The sequence below is a fragment of the Salmonella sp. 32010601201800023SM genome, from assembly GCF_017572235.1.
Taxonomy (GTDB): Bacteria; Pseudomonadota; Gammaproteobacteria; order Enterobacterales; family Enterobacteriaceae; genus Salmonella; species Salmonella enterica.
The window spans coordinates 313,959-337,341 of record NZ_JAGEQS010000004.1 but is presented as its reverse complement, the minus strand read 5'-3'; the positions used below and the strand labels follow the sequence as shown (position 1 = coordinate 337,341).

General features: G+C 56.8%; 5 protein-coding genes. All 5 read left to right on the top strand.

The genetic code is table 11. From position 1 onward, the window contains the following. The first annotated feature begins 39 nt into the window (after window positions 1-39). The 5 genes from sinH (at window position 40) to shdA (ending at window position 23,252) form a co-directional block, all read left to right on the top strand. Window positions 40-2,232 (top strand): intimin-like inverse autotransporter SinH, encoded by a 2,193-nt coding sequence (gene sinH, locus J4617_RS14875; RefSeq protein ID WP_000252217.1) that lies wholly within the window; start codon window positions 40-42, stop codon window positions 2,230-2,232. A 57-nt stretch (window positions 2,233-2,289) separates the two neighbouring features. Further along, on the top strand, window positions 2,290-3,249 hold the full coding sequence (locus J4617_RS14870) for a SinI family autotransporter-associated protein (protein WP_001149065.1): 960 nt from the start codon (window positions 2,290-2,292) through the stop codon (window positions 3,247-3,249). 119 nt (window positions 3,250-3,368) lie between these two features. After that, window positions 3,369-8,966 (top strand): DUF823/DUF824 repeat adhesin RatA, encoded by a 5,598-nt coding sequence (gene ratA / locus J4617_RS14865; protein ID WP_071844044.1) that lies wholly within the window; start codon window positions 3,369-3,371, stop codon window positions 8,964-8,966. A gap of 165 nt (window positions 8,967-9,131) precedes the next feature. Next, window positions 9,132-16,439, top strand: coding sequence for a DUF823/DUF824 repeat adhesin RatB (ratB, locus tag J4617_RS14860; RefSeq protein WP_017465999.1), 7,308 nt, complete (start codon window positions 9,132-9,134; stop codon window positions 16,437-16,439). Between the two features lie 660 nt (window positions 16,440-17,099). After that, window positions 17,100-23,252 (top strand): fibronectin-binding autotransporter adhesin ShdA, encoded by a 6,153-nt coding sequence (gene shdA / locus J4617_RS14850; RefSeq protein ID WP_071844045.1) that lies wholly within the window; start codon window positions 17,100-17,102, stop codon window positions 23,250-23,252. Window positions 23,253-23,383 lie beyond the last annotated feature (131 nt).

Below are 23,383 nucleotides of genomic sequence, written 5' to 3'. Positions count from 1 at the left end.
TTTCATAGAGGCGTGTTTATTTAACGACAGGGATATCATATGGTGCGAAGGATTCGCATTCTGGTTTTGCTATTAGTGTCTGGAGTCTCAGTTGCGGCTTCTGGCGCAGATAACTCTGCATCTGCAAATGATGAAAGCCACTCCTCCCTGCCTGATTTAGCCAGCGAATCCGCGAAAAAAGAAGAACAGGAAAATAAAGGAAAGTCCTTTAAAGAACAGGGCGCTGACTACTTTATTAATTCCGCCACCCAGGGCTTTGATAATCTCACCCCGGAAGCGCTGGAATCCCAGGCGCGTAGCTATTTGCAAAACCAAATCACTTCCTCAGCACAGTCATATCTTGAAGGTGTAATGTCACCTTATGGCAAGATCCGTACCAGCCTGTCCGTGGGCGAAGGCGGCGATCTGGACGGCAGTTCGCTGGATTATTTTATTCCCTGGTATGACAACCAGAGCACGCTTTTCTTTAGCCAGATTTCGGCTCAGCGTAAGGAAGACCGCACCATTGGTAACTTTGGGCTTGGCGTTCGCCAGAACGTCGGCAACTGGCTGCTTGGCGGCAACGCATTCTATGACTACGATTTTACGCGCGGTCACCGTCGATTAGGTCTGGGAACCGAAGCCTGGACGGATTACCTGAAATTCTCCGGCAACTATTACCATCCTCTTTCTGACTGGAAAGACTCCGAAGATTTCGACTTTTATGAAGAACGACCCGCGCGCGGCTGGGATTTCCGCATGGAAAGCTGGCTGCCGTTTTATCCGCAGCTTGGCGCTAAATTAGTTTACGAACAGTACTACGGCGATGAAGTAGCGCTGTTTGGCACCGATAATCTGCAAAAAGATCCTCATGCCGTCACTTTGGGGCTGGAATATACGCCGGTACCGCTGGTCACGGTTGGTACGGATTACAAAGCCGGTACTGGCGATAGTAACGACTTTAGCGTTAACGCGACCGTGAACTACCAGATAGGCACGCCGCTGGCGGCGCAGCTCGATCCGGAAAACGTTAAAATTCAGCACTCCTTAATGGGCAGTCGCACCGATTTTGTCGATCGTAACAATTTCATCATTCTCGAATATCGCGAGAAAGATCCGCTGGACGTCACGTTGTGGCTGAAGGCTGACGCCACCAATGAACACCCGGAATGCGTGATTGAAGATACGCCTGAGGCCGCTGTTGGTCTGGAAAAGTGCAAATGGACTGTCAACGCGCTGATTAACCACCATTACAAAATTATTTCTGCCTCCTGGCAGGCGAAAAACAACGCCGCCCGTACGCTGGTGATGCCGGTGGTAAAAGCTAATGCGTTAACCGAAGGCAACAATAACAGCTGGAATCTGGTGCTTCCTGCCTGGGTTAATGCCGATACCGAAGAGCAGCGCACCGCCCTGAACACCTGGAAAGTACGCATGACGCTGGAAGATGAAAAGGGCAATAAGCAGAACTCCGGCGTGGTGGAAATCACCGTCCAGCAGGATCGCAAAATTGAGCTGATCGTCGACAACATTGCCGATACCGATCGCAGCGATCACAGCCATGAAGCCAGCGCGCTGGCCGATGGCGAAGACGGCGTGGTGATGGATCTGCTGATCACCGATTCCTTTGGCGACTCCACGGATCGCAATGGTAACGAACTGGTGGACGATGCCATGACGCCCGTGTTGTACGACAGCAATGATAAAAAAGTCACGCTGGCCCAGACGCCCTGCACCACGGAAACCCCCTGCGTGTTTATTGCCAGTCGTGACAAAGAAGCGGGGACGGTGACGCTTTCCAGCACCCTGCCGGGGACTTTCCGCTGGAAGGCGAAAGCAGACGCCTATGGCGACAGTAACTACGTTGATGTCACTTTTATCGGCGACAACCTGAGCGCGCTGAATGCGGTGATTTATCAGGTCAAAGCCGCCAACCCTGTCAACCTTATCGGCAAAGAAGATAAGCACCCTACGGTCAATAATGCTTACCGTTTCCTGCTGTGGCGCGACAAAAATAAAGACGGCGTATTCCAGATGTCCGAGCAGCTCACGGAAGAAGAGATGGCGCTGTACGACTACCAGTGGGAGTTTACCGGGCAGAGTACAAACGGACATACCGGCGCGCTGGCCAACACCATGAATGAAGATCTTGTCCTGCCAGTAACCAATAAAGAGGCGGCGCAGAAGTTTGCCGCCAATGTGGAAGATGGCGTTCAGGGTTACGGCATACGCGTTACGTATAGTCAGAAATAGCGTCAGCGTTGTGGCTGACCAGCCAGCCGCTGAATTTTGAGAAAAAGGAGAGTCTGAATGCAAGCAACAGTAAAACGGCGGCTGACGAAGGTCGCTTTAGCATTAGTAGTTGCCGGGTATTGCGCCGCGCCAGCGGTGGCGGCAAACGGTAATCTGAAATCGGGGCAGTGGCAGATTGTCTCTGAACAGACGGGCACCATTCAGGGTACGGTGCCGTGGATTACCCGTGCGGCGGATAAAACTGCGGATACCGACAAAGATCACGTAACGGTAACTATCGATCGCGGCGATCGTAAAATTGTGACCGAAGGCGATAAGCAGTTCCACGTTGGCGATAAGGTCACGGTGAACTGGGCGATTGGCGATACGGAAGGCGACCTGGACACCGACAACACGGCAACTAAAGCCACCGTGAAATGGGTGAGCTTTAGCGATCAGAATGGCAGCGACCCCAAAGATCTTGGTACTGGTGACAGTTATGAAATCCAGGCCGCTGATGCGGATCGTTATATCGGTATCAAAATCACGCCAACCACTACCACCGGTGACCCTGCCGTGGCAACCGAACTGCTGTTGAAAGACCTGTCGACCGATGCGGGCGGTGGTTCGGATGATGACGAAATTCCGGAAGGTCCGGTGGTGGATGAAAACGTCCATGTGGTTATTCATGAGAAAGATTCGAATACCAACCTGTTGAAGAATTCAGGGACGACACTCAAAACGAATACCACCTATCAGGTATTGCTGTGGAGCGATAAGAACGGCAACGGTACCTATGATGCCGGTGAAAACGTTACCGACCAGTATGACTACCGCTGGAAATTCGTCGGCACCAGTAAAATTGCAGGTACCGGTACCGGCGGTATCGTCAACGAAAGCTGGAACGATAAAGACCTTGTCATCCCTGTCACCAACGCCGAAGCGAAAATGGCGTTCGAGGGAGCAGACGGCGGCGTTACCGTGGGTAGCGACGGTGTCCAGGGCTTTGGTCTGTCCATCGACTACAAACGCAAATAAGTTGTCCTCAACATACCACTCCCCGCGGGGAGTGGTATTTTCCGCGCACTTTGCTTAGCCGCGCGCTAAGCAAAGTGGGTTGAATTACGACAGAGAATGAAAACGGGTGGCTATCGCTCATGGACAGGAATCGGCAAGTGAATAAAGTTGTACATTTCTTACTGACATTACTGATCATGTTTGCAGTGTCGATCGCACCTGCGCAGGCGCTATTGAAGGGCGGAACCTGGCAAGAGCTGAACTCAGTCACCGGTGCGGTTAACGGCACCGCGCCGCTGGCCGACGGCGCTATTATCCCCCTTTACCAGGGAAGTACGCTGCTTGACCCGAGCAAAACCCACGATATTGAATTCAGCGCCATGCCGCGCGATTTTAGCGCGGATGCTACCTCAACCTCGATGCGGGCGGTCAATTCCACCGATACCGAAGGCGATCTCTTTAGCGATCCGCCCACCATCGCCTGGGAAAACCGCCAGCCGCCCGCCATGGGCCTGGTATGGGCCGATGCCGCCACGCCCGACACGCCGCTCTCGCCGCAGCCGGTTCCGAACCTGACCTTTTGCGCCCAAAACCTCGCCGGGCGACAGCTGGTGGCCTGGGCGCAGGTGGAAGATGAAACCAACGTTCCCGCGCTGTGGCTCTTTACGCGTACCGGGGTGCCGAATTATGCGACCATTCCGCTGTTAAGCCCGAAAGTGGCGCTGAATATCAAACCAGCGGTGAGCGACCCTGTTTCTGTGAGCGGCGATCATGTCGATGCCAGTTTTGAAGCATCGAAAGTTAAGGTCGGAGAAAGTATTACTCTTACTGTCACCACCAAAGCGTGTGATGGCGAACCTGCGATCAATGCGCCGTTTGTGATCCGTCGCGAGGATGCAATAAATCGCCAGGGTGTGGTCAATAACGCTAACCCGGTGCGCGTTGGCAATACCGAGTTAACGACTGCGCAAACAGAATATCATGGTGTAACGGACGGGCAGGGCAACGCCACGGTGGTGGTAACGCAAGAGAACGGTCCGGGGGTAAAAACGCGACTTATCGTCTCTTCGCAAAACTATCCCACGCTGACCGACAATGTCGACGTCATTTTCACCACCATCACCAGCCCGGACAGCGATAAGGCCAGTATGTACGGCCACATGATAGAGAGCACCACCGCGACGCTGAACGGTATAACCTACACTTTTACCCGCCCGAAGCTGGCGGCGGAAGCGAGCGGCGCTGACAAAAGCGTCGTCGATACCAACGAAACCTGGGCGCTGTTCGACTGGAACGGCGCCGATAACCATTGCAATATTCTGCCGGACGCCGAACAACTGGTGCAGATGCGACATGAGCACAGCACGCTGGCAACGTACACCGGCTGGCCGGCGACGGACGATGCCGAATACTGGTCGTCGACCAAAGATCAGATGAGCGGCTACCACGCTGCCGTACATATGAACAGCGCATCGGTCGTCAGGGCCGCCGACAGCGACACGCTGCTGGTCAGTTGTGTGGATAAAGCCCAGCCTGCGGCGCACCCGCAGATTACTCTCTCCCCACAAGGGCCGTATAAAGCGCAGGTGGGGGAGTCGATTGATCTGACGATGACCGTAGTTGACCGGAACACGCAAAAACCGCTGCCTTACCGCTACATGGAGCTGTTTATCGACTCGGCGAAAAACCGCAAAGGGGAACATCAGGACGCATGGGATAACCTGCGGGTCACTGTTGATTCCGAAGGTATGAGCGCCTCGTCGCCGGAGCACTATACCGGCGTGACTGACGTCAACGGCCAGGCGCACCTGACGTTAAAACATAACAGCGGCCTGGGCGTCGAAACGCCCATCCGCATCGTGATGCCGGACGACGAAGGCGGCAACGTCGAGCTGCCCTTTAGCGTAATTTTCACCGTGGTCACCAGCCCGGACGTGGACGGCGCCAACATGTGGGGCCATATGCGCGGCGTGGTGGACGCGGGCAACCTGTACAAACGTCCGCTGCTGGCGGTGGAGGCCAGCCATAAAGACGGCCAATTCAGCGAAAATAACGAAGAGTGGGCGACGTTTAACTCCGTGGCGTCGGCCACCGCGCAGTGCGGTGTCGGCCAGGTGCCGGATCAGTCGTCGCTGGCGCATTTGTACAGCGAACATGCGGGCGGACAGATGGAAAGCGAGCACGGCTGGCCGACTGAAGATTATTTCATCGCCGCCGACAGCGACGCCTCCGGGACGGTACACGTCAACCTCGAAAACGGCGATAGCGGCAAATTTACCGATACGCCCAACTACCTGACCTGCTCGGCCAATGAAATGGTGGCGGTGCTGGACGTCTACTTCAACGACGACCCGGTGATCAAAAACGCCGACGCCAAAGTGGGTGAACAGGTTAAGATGAACATCCATTCGCGCAACGCCCTTAACGGCATGGCGATCGGCAATACCGACTTCACCATCACCATGGCGAACGGCAGGCGGCGTGACGGGCTGACGACCGGCTTTACCGATACCAGCAACGGCGAGATGCAGTTTGACGACGTGGGCTACGTTGCCGGGCAGGTTTATCACGGGATCACCGACGCTAACGGCGATGCGACCATTATCCTCACCCAGAAAAAGGGCGTGGGGCTGCTGACGCCGTTAAATATTGCGCCCGTCGATTCATTAATCAGCACGCCGGTTTCCCGCAGCGTGAAGTTTACCGTCGCCACCAGCCCGGATACGCCAGCGGCCAAAATGTGGGGCCATATGGCCGACACGATTACCGTGGGCGACTGGACTTTTGAGCGGCCCAAACTGGCGGGTGAAGTGAGCAACCCGCTGCGTACCCAGGACGAGAGCAATGAGACCTGGGCGCGCGTGGCCCATAGCGACGCGGTGGGCAACCCGGATGCGGGCGGCTGCGCGGCGAACCGCCTGCCGCGCATCGACCAGCTTGAGGCGCTGTATAACGCCAACAGCGGCGGCAAGATTCACAGCATTCAGGGCTGGCCGACCTATCTTAACTACTGGTCGTCCACCTACCAGAGCGCCACCACCTGGAAACTGATCGCGCTGACGAACGGCAGTGAATTTGCCAACAGCAACGTCTCGATTTACGCCAGCTGCCTGGCCAGCGATAACCCGGTGGCGGCGTCCATCACCATTGAACCGGTCAATCCGTCGCAGTGGTACGACGGCAGCGACGTCCACGCGGTCAAAGTGAAAAAGGGCGAGACGATGCAGCTCAAGGTGACGGTGAAGGACGCCAGCGGCAACCCGATCCCGGAAGCGCCGTTTGTGCTCACCCGCGGCGACGGTTACGATCGCCGGGGCGAAAAGTATACCGCTCAGGACGGTGACGATCTGCAAGGCATCGTGACGCCCGTGGTGATCGACGGCGAATCGCTGGCATGGACCACCACCAAAATGGGGTCGCAGACCGGCACTGACGGCACCCGTATCATCAGCGTCACCCGCCCGGACACCCACGGCACCCGCACCGCGATTAACGCGACGCTGTATGAAAATGCCGCCGTGAGTGCCAGCATCGACACTATCTTTACCGTCGTCACCAGCCCGGATGTCAGCGTCGCCCGCATGTGGGGGCATATGGCGCCATCGCTGACGGCGGCGGATGGCGCGGTGTACCAGCGCCCGCTGCTGTACGCTGAGCTGTCCAGTACGGACAATACTGCGTCTAAGCAAGAAACCAACGAAACCTGGGCGGTTTTTCATGGGCCAGCCAGTGAAGGGGCCAATCCGGCCCGTTGCGCGGCGGGCTATTACCCTGCCGTTGAGGCGCTGGATTCGCTCTACAGCAAATACCCGAGCCGAACGATAAATACCGCCCAGGGCTGGCCGGTCTACTATTCTTACTGGAGCGGATCGAACTCGACGTCATTTTCCAGCGGGGCAAAACTTGACTTCTATTACGCAGTCGATCTGGCTGATGGTTCGCGTCGGTCAGAAAACAGCGCGACCAGCACTGCCTGGCAGTATCAAATTTGCGCCACGACGCCGCTGCCGCAGGCCACGCAGATTACCCTCACCTCCCCGCAGGCGATGGATGACGCTATTCAGGCGGTGAAGGCGAAAAACAGCGAGTCGATCCCGCTACTCATCACCACTACCGATGCGATGGGCAACCCGGTGCCTTATGCGACTTTTTCGCTTAAACGCGACGCCGGGAAGGCGCGCAACCCTGACTATAATAAATTTGTAGCCACTAACGGCACCAACATGACGGTGACGCCGCTCACCGGTGCGCAGCAACAGTTTTACTATGCCACATCGGTTCTGACCGGCGCCACCGGCGCGGATGGTACGCTGGCCCTGACGCTTGCCGAACCCGGCGGCATAGGGTTGAAAAACCAGCTGACCGCGAATCTGAACGATACGCCGACGGCGACCTCATCGCTGCCGGTGGTGTTCACCGTCCTCACCAGCCCGGACAGCGACAAGGCCAACATGTACGGCCATATGCCGGAGACCTTCACCGCCAGCAACGGTGCGGAGTTTAAGCGCCCGCTGGTGGCAGGCGAGCCCTCATCGGAGGCGCACACGGATACCTATTTCGAAACCAATGAAAACTGGATCATGGTGAATAGTTTTAATACCGACAATTACGGCGGGTGTCCGATGAACCAGATGGCTGCGATAGATGATTTCACTGCGCTGTACAACGATCACCCAAGCGGCAAGGTGGCGACCGATATTGGATTGCCCGTCGGGAAGCGGTGGTGGGCGGGGGATAGCCTGCTGAAAGGCTCAACCCTTTACTGGCAGTATAAAGATCTCAAGACGGGGAAAAACTACAGCATGTCGGAAAACCCGGGTAACTACTACTTACAACTCTGCCTGACAACATCGCGCAGCGGGCTGAATATCGCGCTCTCTTCCGACGCATGGAACGCCGATAAATCGGCGGCCGTGGCGAAAAAAGGCGAAACGATACCGATGACGGTAACGGTGACTAACGACGCCGGGCAGCCGCAGGCCGGGGTGGCCGTACTGTTGACGCGTGATTACGCTTATTCGCGCGGTGCGGTGGATAAGCAATACATTGAACCAGGCGTGATTGGCGAGCCGGTTCCGTTTACAACTTCGCCTGCGAATATGATGCTGACGCCGGTTGCACCTGCGGGTACGGCAGTGGCGTTTAATAACCAGAATGGCCTCAGCACAAAATGGTCTGGCTTCACCGGCGATGACGGTAAGTTGCGGTTTACGTTAACTCAGGATAAATCGCTGGGGTTAAAAACGTCTGTCACGGCGGCGCTTGCGAATCAATTTGATGAGGCGGCGAGCGTGGATGCAATCTTTACGGTACAAACCAGCCCGGACACGCCGTATGCGTCATACTGGGGTCATATGCCGGATACCGTGCAGGTGAACGGCGTTACGCTGCGCCGCCCGTACCTGAAAGCCGAGCTCTCTGCCGCGCCCCGGGATACCTGGCCGTTTAATAATGAATTCTGGGGGACGAACTATTATTATCAGTCCGAACACGTGGAAACGTCGTTGACGCATCTTTGCGGATCGCAGGAAAATATAGCCTCGCTGGACGATCTGAAAGCGTTGCAGAGCGTTATCGGCACGTTGCAATGGCCGACGACATCATCCTGGGACTATGTGTCGCAAGATGAAGGTCAAAGCAATAAGTACTACTGTTCATTTAACGAAACGACCGGCCAGACAACCTGTACTCGTGAAAAAGCGACGACCTCGGGCTTAGGCTCGTGCCGGGTGCCGTAGTGAATGGGGAATGGGGCCGGGAGCGCGTTTGAATGTTGGGTGACGCTTTGCGGCGCCCAACCTGGGTATCCCTTGTAGCTGGCGCTGTTCCGGTAGCGATGTATTTTTACGTTTTTGTATTCATGGAATGAACTGCAACGAAATGGACTTTTCTCAGGTACGTCAGTGAAATCGAAAAAGTGTGTCGGTTTTTTACCCTGGCTGCTGCTATGCGCCCTCAGTTTAACGCCTTTCTTCGCGCAGGCCGTGCGAAGCAGCGGCGCATGGCAGGAACTCACTGAGCAAACTGCGGCTATTAATGGCACTCCGCCTCAGGCCGACAGTGTAACGATCCCGGTATATCAGGGCAGCGTGCAGTTGCGCTCTGATGCGGCGAATCCTGTTGACTACTCCGCGAAGCCCAGCCAGTTCAGCACCAGTGATGCTGGCAGCGCGCTGACCTTAACCAATCCGCACGACACCGAAGGCGATATCTTCGCCGTGCCGCCGCTGGTCTGGCAGGCTGAACGCGCGCCCACCGTCACGCTGGTGTGGGCCGACGCCGCCACGCCGGACACGCCGCTTGATCCACAACCCGTCAGCAATATAAGTTTCTGCGCGCAGAATCTGGCGGGCCGCCATCTGGTGGTCTGGTCGCAACTGGATACCTCAACCGCCATACCGCCGCTGTGGTTGCTTACCCGCACCGGCGTGCCTTATAACACGGCGGTCGAAGTGCTTGATCAAAAGTTTGCCGTGGATATCGCGCCCGCCGTGGGCGACCCGGTAACGCTCGCCGCCGATCATCTGGATGAGTCGCTCAACGCCGCGAAGGTCAAAGCGGGCGAAAGCATCATGCTGACGGTAACGACCAAAGACTGCGGCGGCGAACCGGAGGGCAACGTTGATTTCGTAATTACCCGCGGCGACGCGCAAAACCGCCAGGGCGTGGTAAACAATGCCGCGCCGGTGCGCGTCGGCAACACCGAACTGACCACCACCGCCACGGAATATCACGGTACGACCAACGCCGAGGGCGTGGCGACCGTGGTCGTCACCCAGGCGAACGGCCCGGGCGTTAAAACGCCGCTGATAGCGCACCCGTCGAGCGCGCCAGCGCTGAAAGCCAGCGTGGACGTGATTTTTACCACCCTCACCAGCCCGGACAGCAGCAGCGCCAACATGTACGGTCATATGGCAGAGACGTCCACCGCCACGGTGGACGGCGCAAGCTACACCTTTTACCGCCCCAAACTGGCGGCGGAAACCGACGGTGAAGACCGCACCGCCAGCATCAACAATGAAACCTGGGCGCAGTTCAACTGGGGCCACGCCGACGCGCACTGCGATATTCTGCCGGATGCGCGCCAACTGGAAGGGTTAAAAATTGCGCGCGGCGATCTGGCCACCACCCTCGGCTGGCCGGTGGGACTGACATCCGGTGACGAAGAGTACTGGTCCTCCTCCCAGGGATCGATTGCCACTGACCATATCAGCATTGATATGCGCAGCCGCAGCCTCACGCAGATGCCGGACGCCACGCAATCGCTGGTTAGCTGCGTGGATAAAGCCCCGCCTGCGGTCACGCCGAAATTAGTGATTAGCGCCGACAATTTTGATTCAACGGTCAATGCGGCGAAAGTGAAGGTGGGCGAGGAGATCAACATGAAGATCACCGTCACCGACAGCGCCACCAATAAACCGCTGCCTTATCGCTACTTTAACGTCTACCTGGGCGACGAGCAAAATCGCCAGAATCAAAAGAATGCCGATATTGACGCCGCCCATCAGTGGACGGATGAACCGGTGCTCATCACCAATCTGGCAGGCAGCGACGGCCACTATCATGGCGTGACCGACGCCAACGGCCAGTTCTCGCTGGTGTTGACTCAGGATAAGGGTGCGGGCGTATTAACCCCGGTGCGCGTGGTGCTGTTCGACGGCACGGAAGCGACGCAGAACGTGATTTTTACCGTCGTCACCAGCCCGGACGTGGCGCAGGCGCGCATGTGGGGCCATATGCAGGGCGTGGTGGAAGCGGGCAATATCTACAAACGCCCGCTGCTGGCAGAAGAGGCCGCGCAGGATACCGGTTCCGAATTTGAGAATAACGAATACTGGGCGACGTTTAACTCGGTAACGGCGGCGACGAACCAGTGCGGTACCGGCCAGGTGCCGGGGCAACTGCTATTGGATACGCTGTATCAGGCCCATTCCGGTAACGCGATGGAAACGACCTACGGCTGGCCGACGCAGAAACACAGCTATATCGCGGCGGATACTGATGGTTCCACCACCGCGCACGTCAACCTGGCGACCGGCGCGGACAGCATGTTCAGCGGCGCCGAACCGAACTATCTCTCCTGCTCCGGCAATGAGTTGGTGACCAGTCTGGACGTTTACTTTAATGGCGATGAGTCGTTACGTAATGCGGTAGCCAAAGTCGGCGAACAAATCACGATGAACGTCCATTCCGTTAATGCGCTGAACGGGTTAAGTGTGCCCAACGCCAGCTTTACCGTCACCATGTCGCACGGCAAAAATCGCGACAACGCCACCACGGGCTTTACCGATCCCAGCGACGGAACGCTGGTGATGGGCGGAACGCCTTTCGGCTCTTCCCAGGCGTCGATGACGTACCAGGGCATGACCGATGCCGAGGGCAACGCCACGCTGGTGATTGAACAGCCGCAGGGCGTGGGCTTGCTGACGCCGCTGACCGTACTGCCGGTTAACTCGCTGATTACCACGCCCGTCAACCGCAGCGTGAAATTTACCGTTCCCACCAGCCCCGATACGCCGGAGGCGCAGATGTGGGGCCATATGGCGGACACGCTCACCGTGGGTGGTATGGAATTCCAGCGGCCAAAGCTGGCGGCGGAAGCGACTGCCGCCACCCGTACCCAGGAGCAGGATAACGAAACCTGGGCGCGCGTCAGCCACGCCGACGCGCTGAATAACCCCAACGCCGGGGGCTGCGAGGCCGGCCATCTGCCGCGCGCCGATCAGCTTGCCGCACTGTATGCCTCCAGCGACGGCAATAAAATCCACACCGTATCCGGCTGGCCGACGACGTATGACTACTGGTCTTCCACCTTCGCCAGCGCCGCTACATGGCAGGCGGTATCACTGGCTGCGGGCGGCTATACCGCTTCCGGCGATGCGTCGGACTACGTGAGCTGTCTGGTCAGCAAAAATCCGACGGCGGCGTCTATCACCATTGAGCCGGTGGATGCGGCATTGTGGTATAACGCAAACAGCGAACACGCGGTGAAGGTGAAAAAGGGCGATACGCTCCAGCTTAAAGTGACGGTAAAAGACGCCAGCGGCAATCCGCTGCCGCAAGCGCCGTTCGTGTTAAGCCGCGGCGACGGCTATACCCGCCAGGGGGAGAAACATATCGCCGGTAGCGGCGACGGCATCGTCTCGGCGGTGGTGATTGACGGCGATTCGCTCAACGACAGCGCCACCCAAATCGGCGGTATGACCGGTGAAAACGGCAGCAAAATCATCAACGTCACCCGCCCGGATGCCCACGGGACGAAAGTCGCGATTACGGCGGCGCTGTACAATAACGCCAGCGCGACGGCCAGCATCGATACTATTTTTACCGTGGTCACCAGCCCGGACAGCGACAAAGCCAAAATGTGGGGCCATATGTCGGAAACGACGACGGCGGCCAACGGCGAGGTGTTTAAGCGCCCGCTGTTATCGGCTGAAATCGCCAGCGGCGTTACCCACGGCGACAATACGGAAAACAACGAAGCGTGGGGAATCGTCGATTTTGAAATGGCGAACGACGCCTGCGGCGCGGGATACGTGCCGACCCTTGCCGATATGCAATCGCTGTACGACGCCAGGCCCGGCGGCGCCATGAATACCCAGCAGGGCTGGCCGCTGGATGGTAAAAACTACCAGGACAGCACCGCCGATTTGAGCCGGAGTACGCAAAACCGCTACGTTAAGTCGATTAATCTGCGCGACGGCGGCGTCGGTTCGCTATTGTGGAATGAACAACTCTATTTTGTCTGCCTGCAAAACGCCCATCCGGCGGCGACGCAGATAACGCTCACTTCGCCTGTGTATAACGACAGCGACGGATTCGCCAAAGCGAAAGTCGGCGAGACCATCCCGGTCATCATCACCACGCGGGATGCCCAGGGCAACCCGGCCGCCGACACGCCGGTTATCTTTACGCGCGGCGACAGCGTCGGGCGCGCGAATCAGGAGGTGAATAGCTCGGCGGCGGCGGATATACAGATAAACCACAGCGACGGGCGTAGCAGCGGCGCTAACTATTACACCGCCACGGGCGCCGACGGCACGCTGACGCTGAATATCAGCCAGGACAGCGGCGCGGGCTTTAAAACGCCGCTGACGGCGGCGATAGAGCACAACGGCGTAACGAGCGCGCCACTGCCAGTCATCTTTACCGTGGTCACCAGTCCGGACACGCCGAAGGCCAACTACTGGGGCCATATGGCGGAAACGCTGACCGACAGCAGCGGCGTGGCGTACAGGCGTCCGCTGCTGGCCAGCGAGTTTAGCGCTACGCCCGGCAAAACGCTGACCATCGCCAACGGCTACTACGACAAAGGCGAAACCTGGGGCATGATAACCGTCGATAAAGCCTGGAACGGCACCGGTGGCGGCTGTGGGCGCGACACGCTACCGACCGTAGCCAACCTCCAGACGCTGTACGGGACATACCCGGATAACGCCATGCGCAGCCGTAACGGCTGGCCGATGACCAGTTCAGGCAACAACAACGTCAGCCGCTACTGGTGGGCGGGGGATTACGTGATATCGTCAGACGGCACGAAGTCGCTCTACGCGGCGGTCAACCTGTTTAACGACGGCAATGATGTCAAAACGACGACCAGCACCTCGATGTACTACATGCAGACCTGTCTTGCCTCGCCGCGCAGCGCCGCCGCCAGCCTGACGCTGACGCTGGCAGGCCAGGATGAAACCACCGGAAGCGCAAAGGCGAAGAAGGGCGAGCAGATGGCCGCCACCATCGACGTGAAAGACGCCGCAGGTCAGCCGATGAAAAACGTGATGGTGAAAATCAGCCGCGGATCTTCGTACAATCGCGCCAACAGCGCCACATCGTCCTCAAGCGTCACAGACGATATTACGCTGCGTAATGTGATGCCGTCCGGCCTGGCGACATACCTGCTGGATACCTCGGCGAAATATCTGTATGCGCAAACTGATGCCCAGGGACAGGTGACATTTACCCTTGCGCAGGACAGTACCGCCGGTTTAAAAACCACTATCAGCGCCGCCACGATGGACGGCAGCAACCTGACAGACAGCAAAGACGCAATCTTTACCGTAGTGACCAGCCCGGACAGCGATAAGGCCAAATACTGGGGCCATATGCCGGAAACCTTTACCAACAGTAAGGGGGTTGAATTTAAGCGACCGCTGCTGCGCGCTGAACTTTCTTCAACGGCGGACACGTCGGGTTATACGGAAAATAACGAGACCTGGTATACCTGGAGCCGTTATCCGAATATGTATCAGGATTCCGCCAGCCCGTGCGATCGGCTGGGGTTGCCGACGGTAAATGATTTACAGACGCTATATACCGATTATCCCAATGGCGCACTCACGACAACGCTTGGCCTACCGGTGGCATCAGGAAAATATTGGGGGGCGGGTAACTCAGTACCGGATGCCACGCACTCAGACAGTCAGTTCCAGTATGTCAGACTCAGCGATAATAATACGCTGACAACCAAAGCCAATACCGCCACGGCGCAGCTTTGTCTGGCAAAGCGCCGGGAATTGTCGATAGAACTCACCTCCAGCGCCATGGATGCGGATAAAGGCGCTCCAGTGGCGAAGAAGGGCGAGAGCCTGCCGTTGACCGTCACTGTGAGGGATGGTTCCGGCACGCCGCAGCCCAATACCACTATCCGTTTGGGACGAACGCTTTCGATAGACCGGGCGGGTGTCGTTGATGGCAGTTCCGGCGGAGGCATGGTACTCACATCGGTTGCGCCGTCTACGGGCTCAATGACGTTTAACTGCACGGTATCTTCGTGCACAAGTTATTGGTATGGCATTACGGATGAGGATGGTAAAGCGCAACTCGAAGTGACGCAGGATGATTCCCGTGGCCTGAGAACACCGCTGCAGGCGATGCTTATCGACGATCCGCTGACAGTTAGCGATATGGACGTCATTTTCACCGTCATTACCAGCCCGGACAGCGATAAAGCCAAATACTGGGGACACATGCCGGAAACCGTGACCAACAGCGCGGGCGTGAAGTTCCGGCGTCCGCTGCTGGCGGCGGAGATGACGTCGAATAGCGGTACTTACCTGGTTAACAATGAAACATGGCCCTTAGTCACCGCAGCGAACACTGAAAAAGCGGGCGCAACCGGCTGTGATGCGGAATACCAGCCGTTGTCGGGCGATCTGCAAACGTTGTATAGCGACAATCCTAACGGCGCAATCGGTACAAATTACGGCTGGCCGGTGGCGGGGAACAAATCCTGGTGGGCGGCGGATCGTGCGCCGAATACCGGATATTACCAATTTATAAACCTGAATAGCGGCGGTAAGGGCACCGCCAGTTCATCGACTGCCACCGGCGCTCAGGTGTGTCTGGTCGAGCCGCGTACTTCTACTCCTGCCAGTATTACGCTGACCTCGACGGCGATGGACAGCGCGAAAAATGCGGCGGTAGTGGCGAAGGGAAGTGCGATGCCGTTAACGGTGACGGTAAAAGATAGCAGCGGTAACCCGGTCGCCAACGTCGGTTTTACGTTGTCACGTGGCGATTCGAAAAATCGGGCAGGTATGGTGATAACGGATGGCGACGTGGCAGCGGATGCCGGAGCAGACGATCTCATGCTTAAAGAGCTGACTCCCGCAAGCGCCAGCCAAAGTATGACCACCACCGGGATTGTCTTTACCGGCACTACCGGCAGCGACGGTACGGCAACGTTTACGCTTAATCAGGATAAAAGCCTGGGGTTGAAAACGCCACTCACGGTGAAAGTGACGGACAATACGACTCTTCACGCATCGCTGGATGTGATTTTTATGGTACTTACCAGCCCGGATACGGATAAAGCGTTGTTCTGGGGAAATATGTCGGATACGACATCCGTCAACGGAAAAACGCTGCATCGTCCGTGGCTTCAGGCTGAGATGCTGTCAGGCGTAACGCCAGTATTTACCAACGGAGTGCATGCAAATAACGAGTACTGGGCGATGGCGCATACGGTGGACAACACGAAATGGGATATTGCCAAACAGTGCGGTAGCCTTAGCAAAGCACCGGATAATAACGACCTGTTGACGCTGTATCATTCAATTAGCTCGTTAGGCTGGCCGACGCTGGGCTATCCCTATTTATCTAAATCAACCTCGAGCGGCGGCATGTATTGCGGCGTAGATGAGAATACCAAGAGTCAAAACTGCGCCATTAAGCCGGCAGGCACAGCGGGTTATGCGACGTGCGTGGAGTAACGTATTATGCGTCTGGCACGAAAATAATCTGCTTTTCACATTCAATTGAGCTTCATGAAAAAGTGAAAGTAGCATTCATTGAAAAGTATATGTTCTGCTAATTGGCGTCACCACCGTTTGCCACGCGTGTGTAAAAGCGCCGTCTCCCTTCTGCAACCCGGCATCTGGCGCTACGTATATACTCTAAATAATTCGAGTTGCAGGAAGGCGGCAAGCGAGCGAATCCCCGGGAGCTTACTAAAGTAAGTGACTGGGGTGAGGGAACGCAGCCGCAGCACATGCAACTTGAAGTATGACGAGTATATTTAAAATAACGCCAGGTGTCGCATGATAATCACACCTTTTTGTTTCACGCATTTATTTATTTTAATATATGAAGTTATTAAATGTTATTCACGACATAAATATTTATTAAATGGATGAATTTATTTATATCAATTATAAATCAACCAGAAATTGACCTGGCATTGAAATAAGCCTTGAAATTAGTTAATAATTTGGCTTGGATAATATATTGTTTCAGGTGATTGCAACCATTCATAGAGCTGTATTTTTGTTATTTATTATTTAACTCATTGATAATGTAGCATTTAAAGGCTATTTGTAGCCCAATCAAAATCCAGTTTGCTTCGTGAACGTTATTAAAGGGAAATTTAAAAATTGAACAGGACTTACAGTATTGTCTGGAGCGCCGTGCGAAATATGTATGTCGTGGCTTCAGAATTGGCGCGAGGCCACAGCAAAGTTAAAGCGCAAGTATGCGCGAGTGAAATCCATTCTCCAAACCAAAAGTCCGAATATGGACAAATAATAAAAGCAACGCGCGCGGCGCTGGCTTGCGCCGTGGCTGCGGCACTCGGATTTTTCAGCCCGCTGGCTATGGCCGATAATCAGGTATCATATGCTGATGCGCAGCCCCACGTTCTGGATGCGTCAACGCCGCCGATGAGCTATTCGGGCACCGATGAAGGCTCGGCGCTATATGTCTCGGGTGTCGCCACCGTCGGCTGGCAGCCCACCACGGTCACAGGGACTGGGCTCGTCATTGAAACAAGCGGAGGCGGGGCTGATGATCCGGATGGCGGTAAGTATGTTTCCAACGCCATTTCGCTGGATCATTACGCTATCCTTGAGCTTACCGACGCGAAGATAACCACTACGGGTATTTATACCCAGGGTATTTCCGCAGCGGATGGCAGCAAACTGACGTTAACAGACAGTACGCTAACGATTGACGGCAATTTCGGCGTAATGACGTTGTATACGGGTTCAGAAGCAACGCTGGACGGTACCATCGTTGAGGCAGCTAACAGCAGCAGCGCGCAGGTGCAACAAGGCAGTACGCTGAACGTGCTGGACGGTAGCACAATCACCCTGGCGCAAGGCCAGATAAACGTTGTTGCCGGAAACACCGCGACAGACGAGGGTTCCACCCTGAACCTGTCTGATAGCTCGGTCAGCTCTGCAGGTACGATGAGCACCATCCAGGGTACCAATAAGGCCGCTCTTAATCTCACCAACGCGACCATAACACATACCAATGCCAGCGGCGCGGCGGTACAGGCCAATAACGCCACTACCCTGGATATTTCAGGCGGCAACATTACCTCTGCCGGTATGGGCGTGTATATTCTGGCGTCGGACGCCAGGATCGACGGCGCCACCATCAACGCCGACGGCGACGGTATCTTTATCACCAGTAAAAAGAGAAGCACCTCGTATGAGGATCTCAACGCGCTCACGGTCAGCGACGCAAACGTCACCTCAAAAACTGTCGCACTGAACATTGATGGCAGCACGACCATTAACGACCCCATTGAGCTCACCAACAGCACCTTTACGGCGCCGACCGCGATCAAATTAGGCAGCAAAGCGACTATTCAGGCCGAAAAAACGATGCTGACCGGCAACATTGTCCAGACTGACGCGTCATCGTCATCGCTCTCTTTAAGCCAGGGGTCCACGTTAACCGGTAGTGTAGATGCGATGTTTACTACGCTGTCGCTCGACGACACCAGCCAGTGGAACATGACCGACCCGTCAACCGTCGGCAATCTGACCAACGACGGCGATATTACGCTGGGCAACGCGAGCGGTTCGACAGGTACGCTGCTGACGGTGGACAATACCCTGACCTTGCAGGACTGCAGCCAGATAAACGCGACGCTGGATACCGCCAACAGCTCGCCAATTATCAAAGCCGCCAACGTCACGCTGGACGGGACGCTGAACCTTAGCTCAACGGCCACCTTTGTCGCGCCCGAAACCGACGAACACTTTGGATCGATCACGCTGATTGATTCGCAAACTGCGATCACTACCGATTTTGACAGCGTAACGCTGGATGCCGACACCTCCGCTATGCCGGATTACCTTACGATCAACGCGGGCGTTGATGCGAATGATAATACCAACTACGAGCTGTCTACGGGCTTGAGTTGGTACGCGGGCGCAAAATCTGCGCGCGCTGCGCATGGCACTTTTACCGTTGATGCAGGCAGTACCTTTACCGTCACCAGCGAACTGGACGAAACCACGGCGACCTCCAACTGGAACGGCAGCAAGCTAACCAAACAAGGCGACGGCACGCTGATCCTCAGCAACACCGGCAACGACTACGGCGATACTGAAATTGACGGCGGCATTCTGGCCGCCAAAGACGCCGCCGCGCTCGGCACTGGCGATGTGACGATTGCAGAAAGCGCAACGCTTGCGCTGAGCCAGGGCACGCTGGATAACAACGTGACCGGCGAGGGCCAAATTGTCAAAAGCGGTAGCGATGAGCTGATCGTGACCGGCGATAACAACTACAGCGGCGGCACCACTATTTCCGGCGGTACGCTGACGGCTGACCATGCGGATTCGCTGGGCAGCGGCGATATCGACAACAGCGGCGTGCTTAAGGTGGGCGAAGGCGAGCTGGAAAACATCCTTTCCGGCAGCGGCTCGCTGGTGAAAACCGGTACCGGCGAGCTGACGTTAAGCGGCGACAACAGCTACAGTGGCGGCACCACCATTACCGGCGGTACGCTGACGGCTGACCATGCGGATTCGCTGGGCAGCGGCGATATCGATAACAGCGGCGTGCTTAAGGTGGGCGAAGGCGATCTGGAAAATACGCTTTCCGGCAGCGGTTCGCTGGTGAAAACCGGTACCGGCGAGCTGACGTTAAGCGGCGGCAACGATTACTCCGGCGGCACCACCATTATCGGCGGTACGCTGACGGCTGACCATGCGGATTCGCTGGGCAGCGGTGATATCGACAACAGCGGCGTGCTTCAGGTCGGCGAGGGCGAGCTGAAAAATACACTTTTCGGCAGCGGCTCGCTGGTGAAAACCGGTACGGGCGAACTGACGTTAAACGGCGATAACGATTACTCCGGCGGCACCACCATTGACGACGGTGTGCTGATTGCTGACAATGCGGATTCACTGGGGACCGGAGCTGTTGCCAACAACGGCGTGCTTCAGGTCGGCGAGGGCGAGCTGAAAAATACGCTTTCCGGCACCGGTTCGCTGGTGAAAATCGGCACGGGCGAGCTGACGTTAAACGGCGATAACGATTACTCCGGCGGCACCACCATTACCGGCGGTACGCTGATTGCCGCCAGCGTCAACGCGCTGGGCAGCGGCGATATCGACAACAGCGGCGTGCTTCAGGTTGGCGAGGGCGAGCTGAAAAATACGCTTTTCGGCAGCGGCTCGCTGGTGAAAACCGGTACGGGCGAGCTGACGTTAAGCGGCGATAACACTTACTCCGGCGGCACCACTATTTCCGGCGGTACGCTGATTGCCGCCAACGTCAACGCGCTGGGCAGCGGCGATATCGACAACAGCGGTACGCTGATACTGGATGCCAACGGCGCATTTGAGCTTGCGAACGTCACCACCCATAGCGGCGCCACTACCGCGCTGGCAGCGGGCAGCACCCTTGACGCGGGCCAGTTCACCCAGGAAGACGGCAGTACGCTAAGTATTGACCTCGGCGCGGCCACCGACGACGCCGTGATTACCGCCGACAGCGTCGCGCTGGGCGGCACGCTGAATGTTACCGGCATTGGCAGCGTTACAGACAGCTGGACGCCTGAGGCATACACCTACACGCTGATTGGCAGCGACAGCGCCATTACGACCGATTTCGACGATCTGACCGTCGCGGGAATGAATAGAGAAGATGTTGACTTCCTGACTATCGACGGAAAAGTCGATGAAGCAGACAACACCCACTATGATCTGACGGCCTCCCTCTCCTGGTATGCGGACAGAGACAACGCCACTACCAACGCCCACGGCACCTTTACCCTGAGCGACCCTGACGGCGGCTTTAACGTTGCGGCTACACTGACAGACGTTGATGACACGCTGGATCCGGGTAGCAGATGGGACGGTAAATCGCTGACCAAAGAAGGCGCAGGCACGCTGATCCTCTCCGGCGACAACGACTACAGCGGCGGCACCACCATCAATGAAGGTACGCTGGTCGCCGCCAGTACGACGGCGCTGGGCACCGGTCTGGTAGACAATAACGCCACGCTGGTGCTGGACGTAGACGGTGAAGTCAGCGCGGTGGGCGGCATCACCACTCATAGCGGCGCGACGACCCAACTGGCGCTCGGCACCTCGTTGGATCTCGGCGACAGCGCGTTAATTCAGCAAGATGGCAGTACGCTGAACGTTGAGCTGAATAGTGACTCAGTGCAACCGCTGATCACCGGCGGCAGCGCCACGCTTGGCGGCGATTTGGTCGTCAGCGACGCCAGCCTGCAAGCGCGCGCCTCCGACGCGGAGTTCCAGTCCTTTAAACTGATGGATATGGACAGCGATATCAGCGGCGACTTTACCAGCCTGACGATGAACCTCACTGACCAGCCGGACTATCTGACCGTAACCGGGACAATCAATCCTGCAGATGCGTCAGAATATTTGCTTACTGAAGGGCTGAGCTGGAATGCGACCGCCACGTCAGCGACGCCAGCACACGGCACGTTTACCCTGAGCGCAGGCGACAGTTTTGAAGTCACCAGCGTACTGGGCGATAAAACCGGCAACGGCGACTGGGACGGTAAATCGCTGACCAAACTGGGCGCGGGTAAACTGACGCTGAGCGGCGCGAACACCTATAGCGGCGATACCAACGTACAGGAAGGCACGCTGTGGCTGACCGGCGCCGGCACGATTGGCGAAGTGGGCAGCCAGCAGGCGGTGAACGTCGCTTCCGACGCGACCTTTGGCGGCAGCAACGGTACAACCGTTAACGGTAAGGTGACCAATGAAGGGACGCTGGTCTTCGGCGACAGCGAGGAGACAGGCGCTATCTTCACCCTCAATGGCGATCTGATCAACATGGGGACAATAACCAGTGGCAGCAGCTCCAGCACGCCGGGCAATACGCTTTATGTTGACGGCGATTATACCGGTAACGGCGGCTCGCTTTACCTGAATACCGTCCTGGGCGACGATGATTCGGCGACCGATAAGTTAGTCATTACCGGCGATGCCTCCGGCACCACCGATCTGTACATCAACGGCATCGGCGATGGAGCACAGACCACTAACGGTATTGAAGTGGTGGATGTTGGCGGCGTATCGACCAGCGATGCGTTTGTGTTAAAAAATGAAGTTAACGCCAGTCTGTATACCTACCGTCTGTACTGGAATGAAAGTGACAACGACTGGTATCTGGCGTCAAAAGCACAGTCTGATGATGACGACAGCGGCGGTGATGACACGCCTTCGGATGGCGGTGACGATGGCGGTAATGTCACGCCTCCGGACGATGGCGGCGATGGCGGTAATGTCACGCCTCCGGACGACGGCGGCGACGGCGGCGATGTCACGCCTCCGGACGATGGCGGCGATGTCGCACCGCAGTACCGTGCGGATATCGGCGCGTACATGGGCAACCAGTGGATGGCGCGCAACCTGCAAATGCAGACCCTCTATGACCGCGAGGGCAGCCAGTATCGTAATGCCGATGGCAGCGTATGGGCGCGCTTCAAAGCGGGTAAAGCGGAATCCGAGGCTGTCAGCGGCAATATCGATATGGACAGCAACTACTCCCAGTTCCAGTTAGGCGGCGACATTCTGGCCTGGGGCAACGGCCAGCAGAGCGTTACCGTTGGCGTCATGGCGAGCTACATCAACGCCGACACCGACAGCACCGGTAACCGTGGCGCGGACGGTAGCCAGTTCACCAGTAGCGGCAACGTAGACGGCTACAACCTCGGCGTCTATGCCACCTGGTTTGCCGATGCCCAAACGCATAGCGGCGCGTATGTCGATAGCTGGTATCAATACGGTTTCTACAACAACAGCGTAGAGAGCGGTGATGCGGGATCTGAATCTTACGATTCAACCGCTAACGCCGTCTCGCTGGAAACCGGTTATCGCTACGATATTGCGCTTAGCAACGGTAATACTGTCAGTCTGACGCCGCAGGCGCAGGTTGTCTGGCAGAATTACTCAGCGGATAGCGTGAAGGATAACTACGGCACCCGGATCGATGGTCAGGATGGCGACAGTTGGACAACGCGTCTGGGTCTGCGTGTTGACGGCAAGCTGTACAAAGGCAGCCGTACGGTTATCCAGCCGTTTGCTGAAGCTAACTGGCTGCACACCAGCGATGATGTGTCGGTATCGTTTGATGATGCTACGGTGAAACAGGATCTTCCGGCTAACCGTGCGGAGCTGAAAGTGGGTCTGCAGGCAGATATCGATAAGCAGTGGAGCGTTCGCGCTCAGGTTGCCGGGCAGACTGGCAGCAATGACTTTGGCGATCTGAACGGTAGCCTCAATCTGCGCTATAACTGGTAAGTTAGACAAAACCGGGCGGGTGTTCCCTGCCCGGTTTTGAGGCGAATGACAAACCGGTTGATCGTCAGATTATGGCTACACCTTATCCGACGTGGCGCGTAGGTTGGCTGAGGCGAAGTCGAAACCCAACA

What these genes read in the sequence shown, in the direction of transcription:
- sinH (WP_000252217.1), top strand. Translation starts at nt 40, where the DNA reads ATGGTGCGAAGGATTCGCATTCTGGTTTTGCTATTAGTGTCTGGAGTC.
- ratA (WP_071844044.1), top strand. Translation starts at nt 3,369, where the DNA reads ATGGACAGGAATCGGCAAGTGAATAAAGTTGTACATTTCTTACTGACA.
- J4617_RS14870 (WP_001149065.1), top strand. Translation starts at nt 2,290, where the DNA reads ATGCAAGCAACAGTAAAACGGCGGCTGACGAAGGTCGCTTTAGCATTA.